Here is a 12,010-nt window from a genome sequence, read left to right on the forward strand (position 1 = left end):
GCGACTGAAGGGGCTGTCCACGCCGGATCCCACTTGGACGGGAAAGGGGTCGCTGTGCTGGTCTTGACCTGCGTACGGTTACTTTCTGTGGATACCGACGAAGAGCGGGACTTACGCAAACTCGGCACCCTGCTCGAAAGAGTCCAGCAACGAGGCGAGCAGACGGGCGCGGACCCCAACGCCTCCAACGTGGCCGCTCGCAGCCCGCTGGCCGGTGACGACGCCAAGACCCATCCGTTCGAGCTGTCCGGCTACGCCTGGCACGCCCTCACGGTCGCCACCGACCACCTCGAGTGCCTTCGAACCTCGGTCTTCGGCCCGCCCGTCAACGGCCGCATCGAAGCCCGCATCCAGACCCACGCCCAGTCCTCCTTGGTGCGCGGTGCGATCGAGAACGGCGCCCGCGCGGTGTGGCTGCTCGGTCCTAAGGACCGGCCCACCCGTGTGACCCGCCGTCTCGCGCTCCAGCGCAAGGAGGTCAAGGGCTCCTACCGCATGCGGGAGTTGGTGAACCAGCCAGCGACCAGAACGAAAGAGGAGGCGCTCACGCGGGTGAACGACCTGCTCGCCGCCGCCCTTGGCACCACGGCGGATGAGGCTCACCAGAAGCTGAAGCAGGCGCCCACCTACAGTCTCATCGTCCGCGAAGCCGGCGACCTTGCCGGAATCGGCGCCGATCTGGCCGAGGTGGTCTGGAGCGGCTGCAGCTCGCTGGCCCACGGCGACCAGTACGGCACGCTGGGCCTGCTGGACAAGGAAGTCATGGCCCGCGCCACCGTGCGGGGCCGGGACATGGCGATGACCCGGGTCACCGGCAACATCAGCAATTTGTACTGGACCACCTTCGCCGCCATGTGGATGGTCGAGGAAGGCTTCCGGCTCTACCAGGCACGCCGGACCCCATACGCTTGATCTCTCTTCAACGGCCGAGGTTCTGCCGCAGCCATCGGCCCCACGGTCCGCATCGAAGGTGGGTCCGAGGGCGACCCCCGGGTGTGGGCCTTAGCTGGCTGGGGTGTCGGCCCCATTCGCCTGGCTGACCGTCAACGTCTCGACCTGTGCGCAGTTCGGCGACGTGCGGGTGAAGCTCCGCCCCAGTTCCTGAGGTGAGCGGTTCGGCTCCTCGCATGAACCTTGTGATCACCTGCAGGAACTCCGCTCGGCCCAACATCCCACGATGGTGTCGGTCACTTTTGGCTCCTGCGGCGGCGTTTCGGAGGCTCTAGTTGGGTGAGCCAGTATTCGGGAGGTTGAGGATCATCGGCTACTGTCGCCCATCCATATGCCGGATTTGGGTTGCGCGGTGCCCAGTTGCGCGGGATGCCCATCTGCATCGCTGCCCGGACTGTGCGGACAAAATCTGGAGGCAGTTCCTCAAAGGTTGGAATGTTCAGCAGAAGGGGGAAACCATCCGGAGTCAGCTTCACGTCCCAGGTGCGGCTTATGGCCTGACAGTGGCTGTGCATCTCGAACGTGGCGCTGGTGCAGGACTGGCCGTCAGCTGTCAATCCCCTCAAAGCGTGGAGACGGTGTTATGCCACTTCGGCCCTGAGCTGGGCCGTTGATGCTCTGCGGGTTTCTGCCATCTGACGCTCGAACGTGATCGGGGCGAGCCCGTCGTTGGCGCTGTGCCTGCGGCTGGTGTTGTAGAAGTCGGCGATCCAGGTCGCGACCTTGATGCGGGCCTCGGCGCGGGTGGTGAAGCGGTGCCGGTGGACGAACTCGACCTTCAGAGTGCTGTTGAACGCCTCGGCGGCGGCGTTGTCCAGCGCGCAGCCGACCCGGCCCATCGACTGCACCACGCCCAGGGCGCGGCAGGCCGCGGCCGTGCGGGCCGCGGTGTACTCCGATCCGCGGTCGGTATGGAAGATCACCCCGTCCACGTCACCGCCTCTGGTCGCGGCCGCCATCTGCAGCGACGCCACCGCCAGGGCCGCATCGTGGTGCTCGCTCATGGCGTGGCCGAGCATCCGGCGCGAGAACAGGTCCTCGACCGTGGCCAGATACAGCGGTCCCTCGTCGGTGTCGATCTGCGTCACGTCCCCGCACCACAGCAGATCCGGCGCCACGGCGGTGAAGCTGCGGCGCACCAGGTCGGGCGCGGCCGGCCGACGTCCCGGCCGGGTCAACGACCGCCGCCGCCCCGGCGGACGCCCGGCCAGACCGAGCTCGGCCATCCGCACGGCAACGGTGTTGACCGAGACCCTCCAGCCCTCCTCCCGCAGATCATCGGTGATCCGCGGGCTGCCGTAGGTGCCGCCCGAGGCGGTGAACAGCCGCTTGATCGCCTCGTCCAGCCGGGCCCGCCGCTGCTCGCGCGCGGTCGGGGCGCGGTTGATGTGCTTGTAGAACCAGGACTGCGAGACCTCAAGGGCCCGGCAGGCGATCGCGTGCGGGATGCCGTGCTCGGTCCTGCAGGACGCGATGAACTCCGCGACGATCACCGGTTCATCGAGTCCTTCACCCACAGGACCACTGATCGCTTGAGCACCTCACGCTCCATCTCAAGCTCAGCGCGTTCCTTGGCCCACTCGGCCTTCTGCCGGCGCAGCCGAGCCAGCTCCTCACGCTCGGACCCGCGCAACGCCTCGCCCGCGGCCTCCCGCTCACGGTCGACCTTCATCCAGTTGTGCAGCGTGTAGGGGTTGATCCCCAGATCCCGCGCGACCTGCGCGACGGGCTTGCCGGTCTCCTTGACGATCCGCACCGCTCCCTCACGGAACTCCGGATCGAACCGGCGTCTCTTGTCTCCCACGACCCAACCATCTCTCTGGTTCAGGTCTCCACGCTACGAGGGGAGGCACACAGCCGCTGACCGAAGCCATAGGAGGCGTTCACCGGACATCAGGCGTTCGCGACCGTTGATGGCACCGTTGGGCGTTGTGCCTGCACGGTCGAGGAACGGAACAGGGTCTGCCTCGCCGCCGGGGTCACCGTCACTGAACCCGGCAACATGCCCAGGGTCATCCGCACCCATCAGTTCCAAGAGATCGCCGTCGCTATGCGCCTGCCAGAAGTCGATTGGCTCAGCTTGCTGCGCGAAGAGGCTCGGATAGGACAGGACAACGAAGAGGTCGTCGGCCTTCATGGTAACCGCGATGCGATCACCATGCTTGACATAGTGCTGGTGATCAGCATTCCAGACGGGGAGGCTGGCAGTCTCCAGCAGGGCAGCTTTGACCGCCTCTATAGCCAGCGACGGAGGGCATTTGAAGAATTCCCGATTAGGAGAAATCCGGTAGTAAGCCAGCCGGGCGTGGGCCTCTGCTTCGACAGCTCTGGGATGCGAAGTTGCACAACGAAACTCCACATTGAAGGGGAGAGGGACGCCCGTTTCTTGGAGCTGCTTCGCGCGGTCCTCGGCAAGCTTGGTGGTCATGCCAACCTTGACGATCCCCGGCATCGCGCCGTTGCTGAGGACGTAGACGAAACCGATCGTATGACTTGCCAATGCTGTCTGCTTCAGGGAGGCCGGAGTCGGCAGGCGAGATTGGATGCGTTCTGGATGAGCCTACGTATTGGGTCGGACAGTCTCCTGACCTCTCTGACGTTCCGCCGTCCTTCCCCAAGGGAAGGACTGCTGGTCGGAGCGTAGGCGCACTGCCACACATGCTCGGGTGGCGCGAAGGTCACGGCGCAGAGGTCGTCGGCCATGTTGAACCCGATCGAGTACTTCGGTGGCTGGCTGGCGGCCCAGTCGACGAAACCGTGGGTCCCGCCTGCCGAATCGTGCGGATCGGGACGAGTTTGTGTAGGTGGGATGGGTCCCTAGCCCGAGGCTGTGTCAATCCCCTCAAAGCGTGGAGACGGTGTTATGCCACTTCGGCCCTGAGCTGGGCCGTTGATGCTCTGCGGGTTTCTGCCATCTGACGCTCGAACGTGATCGGGGCGAGCCCGTCGTTGGCGCTGTGCCTGCGGCTGGTGTTGTAGAAGTCGGCGATCCAGGTCGCGACCTTGATGCGGGCCTCGGCGCGGGTGGTGAAGCGGTGCCGGTGGACGAACTCGACCTTCAGAGTGCTGTTGAACGCCTCGGCGGCGGCGTTGTCCAGCGCGCAGCCGACCCGGCCCATCGACTGCACCACGCCCAGGGCGCGGCAGGCCGCGGCCGTGCGGGCCGCGGTGTACTCCGATCCGCGGTCGGTATGGAAGATCACCCCGTCCACGTCACCGCCTCTGGTCGCGGCCGCCATCTGCAGCGACGCCACCGCCAGGGCCGCATCGTGGTGCTCGCTCATGGCGTGGCCGAGCATCCGGCGCGAGAACAGGTCCTCGACCGTGGCCAGATACAGCGGTCCCTCGTCGGTGTCGATCTGCGTCACGTCCCCGCACCACAGCAGATCCGGCGCCACGGCGGTGAAGCTGCGGCGCACCAGGTCGGGCGCGGCCGGCCGACGTCCCGGCCGGGTCAACGACCGCCGCCGCCCCGGCGGACGCCCGGCCAGACCGAGCTCGGCCATCCGCACGGCAACGGTGTTGACCGAGACCCTCCAGCCCTCCTCCCGCAGATCATCGGTGATCCGCGGGCTGCCGTAGGTGCCGCCCGAGGCGGTGAACAGCCGCTTGATCGCCTCGTCCAGCCGGGCCCGCCGCTGCTCGCGCGCGGTCGGGGCGCGGTTGATGTGCTTGTAGAACCAGGACTGCGAGACCTCAAGGGCCCGGCAGGCGATCGCGTGCGGGATGCCGTGCTCGGTCCTGCAGGACGCGATGAACTCCGCGACGATCACCGGTTCATCGAGTCCTTCACCCACAGGACCACTGATCGCTTGAGCACCTCACGCTCCATCTCAAGCTCAGCGCGTTCCTTGGCCCACTCGGCCTTCTGCCGGCGCAGCCGAGCCAGCTCCTCACGCTCGGACCCGCGCAACGCCTCGCCCGCGGCCTCCCGCTCACGGTCGACCTTCATCCAGTTGTGCAGCGTGTAGGGGTTGATCCCCAGATCCCGCGCGACCTGCGCGACGGGCTTGCCGGTCTCCTTGACGATCCGCACCGCTCCCTCACGGAACTCCGGATCGAACCGGCGTCTCTTGTCTCCCACGACCCAACCATCTCTCTGGTTCAGGTCTCCACGCTACGAGGGGAGGCACAGCTGCGCTGGCGTGCTCGGTAGGCCAGTCTGTCGCCGTCCGTGATGGTCGATGCATCCGCTGCAGACCCACCCTGCCCTTATGAGAAGAGCGAGGAATGCCGGCGGTGTGTACCGGCGATGCGGCTGCGAGGATCCCGACAGTGGCAGGGCGATAGGCCGCAGGTGCCCGCGGTTGGTGGCCGAGCGCAGCCACGGCAGCTGGTACCTGCGCCTCGAACTGGGAACCGGAACGGACGGTCGTCGGCGCCGTGTCCGCCGGGGCGGGTTCCCGACCCGCAAGGCCGCGCTGGAGGCGTTGGTACGGCTGCGTGGCCCGGCTGGGAGTCCGCTGGCGGTGGCCGAGTGGCTGGAGCGGTGGCTGGAGAACCATCCGGGTGCGTCGTCCACGGTGGCCGGTTACGCCGATCACGTGCGGCGGTATCTGACCCCGCCGCTGGGTCATCTGTTGCTGGCGGAGGTGTCGGTGGCGCACGTGGAGGAGATGTTCGCAGTCATCACCCGCGAGCACCAGGAAGCGGGACGGCGGCTGAAGGCGGCGACTCTCGACCGGATTCGAGCCACGTTACGCGCGGCGCTGAACGCCGCGCTCCGTCAAGGTCTGATCGAGGACAACCCCGCGTCCCTCGTGGCGCTGCCGCCGACGCGGCGGCCCCGCGCGGTGGTGTGGACCGCCGCCCGTGTCCGGCATTGGCGTAAGACCGGGGAGCGGCCGCCGGTGGCGGTGTGGACGGCGGCGCAGACCGCGCAGTTCCTCGACGCGATCGCCGCGCATCGCCTGTACGCGGCCTACCATCTGATCGCGCTGCGGGGACTGCGGCGCGGAGAGGCGGCGGGCCTGCGGTGGTGCGATGTCGACTTGGACGAGGGCACTGCGGTGATCTGCCGCCAGCTCCAACGACGCGATGGGCGGCTGATGGTGTGCCCGCCCAAGACCGCGCGCAGCACCCGCGTGATCGCGCTGGACCGCACCACGATTGCCGCGCTGCGCGCGCACCGCTCCCGGCAGCAGGCCGAAGCGGCCGCTTATGGCGAGGGCTATCGCGACAGCGGGTATGTGTTCACCAACCTCAACGGTGACCCGGTCGCCCCGGGCCGGCTCACCCACGTGTTCCAGAAGCTGATCGCCGCCCACGGGGTGCCGCCGATCCGGTTGCACGACCTGCGGCACGGTGCCGCCACGCTGGCGCTGGCGGCGGGGGTGCAGTTGAAGGTGGTGCAGGAGATGCTGGGGCATTCCAGCATCGTGCTGACCGCCGACACCTACACCTCCGTCCTACCCGAGGTCGCGCACCGCGCTGCCGAGCAGACCGCCGCGTACCTGCTCCGCGCGGCTGGCATGGTGCCCGGCACCACCCGGCGCCGGGGCCGTGCTCCGGCCCGGCGTCGACGGCCGTCGGCGAGCCGTACCCGGGCGGGTCTGGTGCGGCGCCGGTCGACCGCTTCGCGCTCCGAACCGCCTTGGCCTCGCACCCGGGCTCGGCCTGCTGTCCGGGTTCGCGTCGGTAACACGGCTTCTGCGGCGTAATCGAGAGCATCCGCTCCCCGTCCTTGGCCGTCGACCTGCGAAGGGACTAACCGCATACCGGAGGCGCGGCGGCTGCGAGCAGTTCGGCGCGCGAATGCGGTTGCCCGCCGTCAGGATTGGGCGGACGCGCGGGTGTTGGGCTTGGCCTGCGTGTATGGCGGCCCCAGGGCGGCCTCAGCCCGGCCCCAGGCATGATCACCGGCGGGCTGTCGAAGCCGTGTTTACGCTGGTCAAGATGGGTGGGTCGCGTGGGACTCGAACCCACAACCTACGGATTAAAAGTCCGGAGCTCTGCCAATTGAGCTAGCGACCCGTCCCGCAAGGGTACCGAGATCGACGGGGGGTTCGCGACGGGGTTAGTCGGCGGGGGCGAGGTGGACGGGGAGGTGCTTCAGGCCGTTCTGGAAGTTGGAGGCCAGGCGGACGGGGGCGCCGGTGAGGGTGACGGTGTGGGGGAGGAGTTCGCGGAACAGGGCGCGCATCTGGGTACGGGCCAGGTGTGCGCCCAGGCAGAAGTGGGGGCCGAAGCCGAAGCTGACGTGGTCGTTGGGGGCGCGGGCGACGTCGAAGCGGTCGGGGGACGGGAAGACCGTTTCGTCGCGGTTGGCCGAGGCGTGGTAGACGACGACCTTGTCGCCGGTGTTGATCTTCTGGCCGCCGAGTTCGAGGGGTGTGGTGGCGGTGCGGCGGAAGTCCATGACCGGGGGCCAGTAGCGGAGCATCTCCTCCACGGCGGACGGGAGGAGGGCCGGGTCGGTGCGGAGGCGGGCCAGTTCGGCGGGGTGCCGCAGGAGTGTGAGGAGGCCGCCCGGGATGCCGTTGCGGAGGGTCTCGTTCCCGGCGACGGCGAAGAGGAAGAACATGTTCTCGAACTCGTGGGTGGTGAGGCCGCCTTCGAGCATGCGGGACATGATGTCGCCGGACGGGTTCCGCCGTTTCTCGGCGGCGAGGGCATGGGCGTAGGCGAACATGTCGGCCAGTGCCGTGTAGGAGCGCGGGTTGATGGGGCGGCCGTCCGGGTGGGTGGACGTCGTAGGGCGGTGGTCCATCGCCTTCTGCGCCATGGGGCTCATCGAGGCGGCGTCGGCGGTGGACAGGCCGGCGTATTCGTCGTCCTGGTAGCCGATGACGCGCGACGCCCAGTCGTAGAGGAGGCGGCGGTCGGCGTCGGGGACGCCCATGATGTGCGCCAGCGTCCAGACGGGGAGGTCCGCGGCGAGTTCCACGAAGTCGGTCTCCGACCCGAGGGCCGAGGCGACGAGGGTGCGCGCCCGGTCGTTGATGGTCTCTTCCAGGGCGCGGACGGCGCGGGGGGTGAACGCGGCGGCGACGATGCGGCGGAGGCGGGAGTGGTCCGGCGGGTCCTGGTTGAGCATCATCGCGCGGACGAACGCCAGGTCCTCGGGCGTGTCGGGGTCGCGGATCTGGGTGGCGCCGAGGTTGGAGGAGAAGAGGTCCGGGGAGCGCAGGACGTGTTTCACGTCGGCGTGCCGGAAGACCGCCCAGTAGCCGGGGCCGGCGGGCCAGGGGCCGACGGCCGGTTCGGGGACCCAGGTGACCGGCGATTCGGCGCGGAGCCTCGCGAAGGTCGCGTAGGGGACATCGGCAGCGTAGGTGGTGGGCAGGAAGATCTCCTCGTGCATGCCCTCAGCGTGCATCATGTCGGGGTGACGTTGAAGCCTGAAGAGATCCTGCGTGACAACTTCGCCCCCTGGGTGCTGGACCTCGGGCTGGTGCCCGAGGACGTGGGGGACGGGACGGCGGTGCTGCGGCTGCCCTGGTCCGACCGGCTGGCGCGGGAGGGCGGCGCGCTGTCCGGCCAGGCGCTGATGGCGGCGGCGGACACCGCGGTGGTTCTGGCGGTCGCCGGGGCCAAGGGCTCGTTCGTGCCGATGACGACGGTTCAGCTGAGCACGTCGTTCCAGCGGCCCGTGGTCGGGCGGGACGTGCTCGTCGAGGTCGAGCTGACCAAGCTCGGCCGGACGCTGGCGTTCGCGGAGATCGACATGACGTCGGACAGCAAGATCGTCGCGCATGCGACCGCCGTCTACGCCATCATCGGGTGACATGACGCGAACTGAGAAGGTCGTCGTTCCGGACGGTGAGTTCGACCTGCACGTGTGGTCGCCCGAAGGCGGCGGGCCGGGGGTTCTGCTCCTCCAGGAGATCTTCGGTGTGGGCGACTACATGGAGGCGGTAGCGGAGGATCTGGTGGCGCTCGGGTATGTCGTGGGGGCGCCCGACATGTTCTGGCGCATCGAGCCGAACTGGACGACCCAGCACAACGAGGAGGCCCTCCCCAAAGGGATGTCGATGGTCTCCCAGTTCGACTGGGAGAAGGGCGTCGGGGACGCGGTGGCGGCGCTGTCCGTCCTCAAGGGTCTTCCAGAGGTGGGCAAGGTAGGCGTCCTAGGGTTCTGCTTCGGCGGGACGCTCGCGTACCTGCTGGCCGCCAACGCGGAGACCGATTCCCTGGTGTCGTTCTACGGGTCCGGTGTGCCGGGCGCGCTGGAGCATCTCGACTCCATCCGGGCACCGGCGCAGTTCCACTTCGGCGGTTCCGACCCGTATATCTCGCGCGATGACGTCGCCAAGGTCGAGCGGGCCGTCGAAGGCCGGGACACGATGGAAATCCACGTCCAGGAGGACGGCGGGCACGCATTCCACAACCGGAAGGCGCCGATGTTCTACCAGCCGGAGTCCGCAGCGCGCGCTTGGAGCCTTACCGAGGAGTTCCTCCAGCGGACCCTCTCGTAGAGACCGTCCTTACACGGGCTCCAAAGTGAGACGGGACAGTTCCCTGCGGGACGAAATGCCGAGCTTGGGATACGCCTTGTAAAGGTGGTACTCGACCGTCCGCGGGCTCAGGAAGAGCTGAGCGGCTATCTCCCGGCTGCTTGTCCCCGAGGCCGCCAGCCGGACGACCTGGAGCTCCTGCGGGGTGAGGCGGTCGACGACGTCCGGGGCCGTCGGGACGGACGCCCCTGACTCGCCGGTCGCGCGGAGTTCGGCGCGCGCGCGGTCCAGCCAGGGGGTCGCGCGTAGGCGTTCGAAGACGGACGCCGCCGAGCGGAGAGGAACACGGGCATCGGCACGTCGGCGGTTCCGGCGCAGGAACTCGCCGTAGAGCAGTTCCGTGCGGGCCCTCTCGAACGGCCGTGACGACCGCTCATGCAGCCGGATGGCCTTCACGTACGGCTCTTCCTCGTCGGACATCAGCGCTTCGCAGTGCAGCGCCACGGCGAGCGCCCAAGGCTGCTTCACCGCGTCGGCCCAAGCACGGAAACGGGTGAAGGCGGCGCGGGCGGTGTCCGCATCTCCTGCGCGCACGGCGGCTTCGACCTGGTCGGCGGCGGACACCATGGCGCCCGTGCTGTGCCGCCGCGGCCCTCGGGCGATCTCTTCGAGGCGGCGCAGCGCGTCGTCGTTGCGGCCCAGGCCGAGGTCGAGGAGGGCGAGGGCGCTGTCGGCGAGGCCGCCCTGCGGCGGCGGCGCGTGCGCGATCAGCTCGCGGAGCCGGGCCTCGTCGCCCTCGATCGCCGGAATGCGGGCCAGGACGGCGCCGAGGCGCCCCTCGCGGTGCGGGCGGCCGGTGTCGCGGGCGAGGGCGATCGCCTCGGCGACCGTCGCCTCCGCGTCCGCGTGCCGCCCGGCCGCGATCTGCGTCTGAGCTTGGACCTGCAGGACGTTCGGCAGCTCGCCGACCCGGCCGTGCCGGCGGCAGTGCGCGGCCTCCGCGGCGGCCAGTTCCAGCGCGGCGTCGTCGTCGCCGATGACCAGCGCGAGCTGCGCGGCCCGGAGGCGGTCCCCGGCGCCGTCTCGCGCCTCCCGGACCAAGGTCGCGAGCAGCGGCGATCCGTCCGCGTGGCCGCCGCCGGCCAGCAGCGCCAGGCCCCGCACGGCCGGGTCGTCCGGCAGGAGCTCGGCGGCCCGGAGCACGGCGGGCAGCTCGCCGGACGTCCACCCGTACATGGCGCCGGTCCGCAGCATCGCGGCGCGCTCGTCCCCGGCGGCGTTGTCGACCATCATGCGGGACGCGGCGCGCGGGTCGCCTCGCTCGTACTCGATGACGGCGTGGACGCGACCGAGCCGGGCGAGGTCCGGCGGAGCGGGGCCGAGCTTTTCCGCCTGGACGGCGAGGTCCTCCGCCTCGTCCAGCCGACCCGCCTGCAGGATGACGGAGGCGGCGGCGCCGAGGCGGGCGGCCCGCGCCTCCGGATCGGGTGTCAGCTCCGCCGCCTGCCGGTAGAGCGCCGCCGCCGTCCCGTAGCCCGACCGGTCGCGGGCGCGGTCGGCCGCGGCCTGCAGTTCCGCGGCGACGTCCTCGTCCGGTGCGAGGGCGGCGGACGCGCGGTGCCGGGCCCGGCAGTCCAGGTCGTCGGCGGACTCGGCGAGGGCCCGATGGACGGCGACGCGCCGGGCGGCGACCGCCCCCTGGTACGTGGCGCTCCTGATCAGCGGGTGCCGGAACGTGATGCTGCGTCCGGTGACCTCGACCAGCCGGGCGCGTTCGGCCTCCTCCAGGTCGGCGAGGCCGACCCCGAAGGTGCTCGCGGCGGCAAGCAGGCTCGGCATGTAGCCGCGTCCCTCGGCCGCCGCGATCAGCAGCATCAGCCGGGTGTTCTCCGGGAGCCGGGTGATCTGGGCCTGGAACGCCCCGAGGACGCGGTCGGCGACGGGCAGCGGCCTGGAGCCGTCGTGCGGGCGGTCCCGGGCGGCGGCGAACTCGTGCAGGGCGAGGGGGTTGCCGGCCGCCTCCATGATGACCCGGGTGCGGACGGTCGGCGCCAGGCCGCGCGCCCTCAGCAGCCGTTCGGCGTCCGCCCGGGGCAGCCTGCCGAGGCGCAGTTCGGGCAGGCCCGTGGCGCTGAACGCGTCGTCCCGCGCGGCGAACAGCATCACCACCCCTTCGGCCGCCAGGCGCCGCGCCGCGAAAAGGAGGGCGTCGGTGGTCGCGGTGTCGATCCACTGCGCGTCGTCCACCATGCACAGAACGGGGGCTTCCGCTTCGGCGAGTTCGGCGAGCAGCGTCAGCACGGCCAGGCCGGTGGTGAAGCGGTCGTGGCCGGGCGGCGTTTCGCCGAGCGCCGACCGGAGCGCGGCGGCCTGCGGCGGCGGGACGGCGTCCAGCCGGTCCCGGACGGGCCACAGCAGCTGGTTGAGGCCGGCGAACGCGATGCCGGACTCCGCCTCGATCCCGGTGACCCGCAGGACGCGTGGGACGCGGTCCGCGGCCTCGGCGAGCAGTGCCGACTTGCCGATGCCGGCCTCGCCGCGCAGCACGAGGGCGCCGCTGCGCCGGTGGTCGCGCGCCGCGTCGAGCAGCGAGGAGATCCGCGCCTGTTCGTCGTTCCGCCCGTAGAGCACCCGTCCAAACTACGGGGCCGAATACCGAAACC

General features: G+C 70.0%; 11 protein-coding genes and 1 tRNA gene. 4 read left to right on the forward strand and 8 right to left on the reverse strand.

Going from position 1 to position 12,010, the window contains the following annotated elements:
• Positions 1–87 precede the first annotated feature (87 nt).
• Positions 88–912, forward strand: coding sequence for a hypothetical protein (locus tag ACQPXG_RS05395; RefSeq protein WP_433466497.1), 825 nt, complete (start codon positions 88–90; stop codon positions 910–912).
• A gap of 620 nt (positions 913–1,532) precedes the next feature.
• On the opposite strand, the gene ACQPXG_RS05400 is transcribed toward ACQPXG_RS05395, so the two are convergent.
• From ACQPXG_RS05400 to ACQPXG_RS05420, 5 genes are all read right to left on the reverse strand, one after another.
• Complete coding sequence (locus ACQPXG_RS05400; protein WP_433464066.1) at positions 1,533–2,444, reverse strand: IS3 family transposase; 912 nt, start codon at positions 2,442–2,444, stop codon at positions 1,533–1,535.
• Positions 2,441–2,755 (reverse strand): transposase, encoded by a 315-nt coding sequence (locus ACQPXG_RS05405; RefSeq protein WP_433461962.1) that lies wholly within the window; start codon positions 2,753–2,755, stop codon positions 2,441–2,443. Before ACQPXG_RS05405 ends, ACQPXG_RS05400 begins: the two co-directional genes overlap by 4 nt.
• Positions 2,756–2,788: 33 nt before the next feature.
• Positions 2,789–3,451 carry a GIY-YIG nuclease family protein gene (locus ACQPXG_RS05410; RefSeq protein WP_433466498.1) on the reverse strand — a complete coding sequence of 221 codons (663 nt, stop codon included), beginning with the start codon at positions 3,449–3,451 and terminating at the stop codon, positions 2,789–2,791.
• 361 nt (positions 3,452–3,812) lie between these two features.
• Positions 3,813–4,724, reverse strand: a complete 912-nt coding sequence (locus ACQPXG_RS05415; RefSeq protein WP_433464066.1) for an IS3 family transposase — start codon at positions 4,722–4,724, stop codon at positions 3,813–3,815.
• On the reverse strand, positions 4,721–5,035 hold the full coding sequence (locus ACQPXG_RS05420) for a transposase (protein WP_433461962.1): 315 nt from the start codon (positions 5,033–5,035) through the stop codon (positions 4,721–4,723). The genes ACQPXG_RS05415 and ACQPXG_RS05420 overlap by 4 nt, the downstream gene beginning before the upstream one ends.
• A 226-nt stretch (positions 5,036–5,261) precedes the next feature.
• Here ACQPXG_RS05420 and ACQPXG_RS05425 point away from each other — a divergent pair, with 226 nt between their 5' ends.
• Positions 5,262–6,611, forward strand: coding sequence for a tyrosine-type recombinase/integrase (locus ACQPXG_RS05425; protein WP_433466499.1), 1,350 nt, complete (start codon positions 5,262–5,264; stop codon positions 6,609–6,611).
• 240 nt (positions 6,612–6,851) lie between these two features.
• Here the strand turns inward: ACQPXG_RS05425 and ACQPXG_RS05430 are convergent.
• A tRNA-Lys gene (locus ACQPXG_RS05430) sits at positions 6,852–6,924 on the reverse strand.
• A gap of 43 nt (positions 6,925–6,967) precedes the next feature.
• Complete coding sequence (locus ACQPXG_RS05435) at positions 6,968–8,272, reverse strand: cytochrome P450 (protein WP_433466500.1); 1,305 nt, start codon at positions 8,270–8,272, stop codon at positions 6,968–6,970.
• Positions 8,273–8,278: 6 nt separating this feature from the next.
• Here ACQPXG_RS05435 and ACQPXG_RS05440 point away from each other — a divergent pair, with 6 nt between their 5' ends.
• Both ACQPXG_RS05440 and ACQPXG_RS05445 read left to right on the forward strand, forming a co-directional pair.
• Positions 8,279–8,677 carry a PaaI family thioesterase gene (locus tag ACQPXG_RS05440; protein WP_433466501.1) on the forward strand — a complete coding sequence of 133 codons (399 nt, stop codon included), beginning with the start codon at positions 8,279–8,281 and terminating at the stop codon, positions 8,675–8,677.
• Between the two features lies 1 nt (position 8,678).
• A complete protein-coding gene (locus ACQPXG_RS05445) occupies positions 8,679–9,368 on the forward strand; it encodes a dienelactone hydrolase family protein (RefSeq protein WP_433466502.1) in 690 nt (229 codons plus the stop codon).
• Between the two features lie 9 nt (positions 9,369–9,377).
• Here ACQPXG_RS05445 and ACQPXG_RS05450 read toward each other — a convergent pair whose 3' ends face one another.
• On the reverse strand, positions 9,378–11,978 hold the full coding sequence (locus tag ACQPXG_RS05450) for an AAA family ATPase (protein WP_433466503.1): 2,601 nt from the start codon (positions 11,976–11,978) through the stop codon (positions 9,378–9,380).
• Positions 11,979–12,010: the final 32 nt, after the last annotated feature.

It is taken from the genome of Spirillospora sp. CA-128828 (assembly GCF_050945415.1).
Classification (GTDB): Bacteria; Actinomycetota; Actinomycetes; order Streptosporangiales; family Streptosporangiaceae; genus Spirillospora.

Bases quoted from the DNA above. Each gene is read 5' to 3' on its own strand.
- ACQPXG_RS05435 (WP_433466500.1), bottom strand. From the start codon at position 8,272: ATGATGCACGCTGAGGGCATGCACGAGGAGATCTTCCTGCCCACCACC.
- ACQPXG_RS05445 (WP_433466502.1), top strand. From the start codon at position 8,679: ATGACGCGAACTGAGAAGGTCGTCGTTCCGGACGGTGAGTTCGACCTG.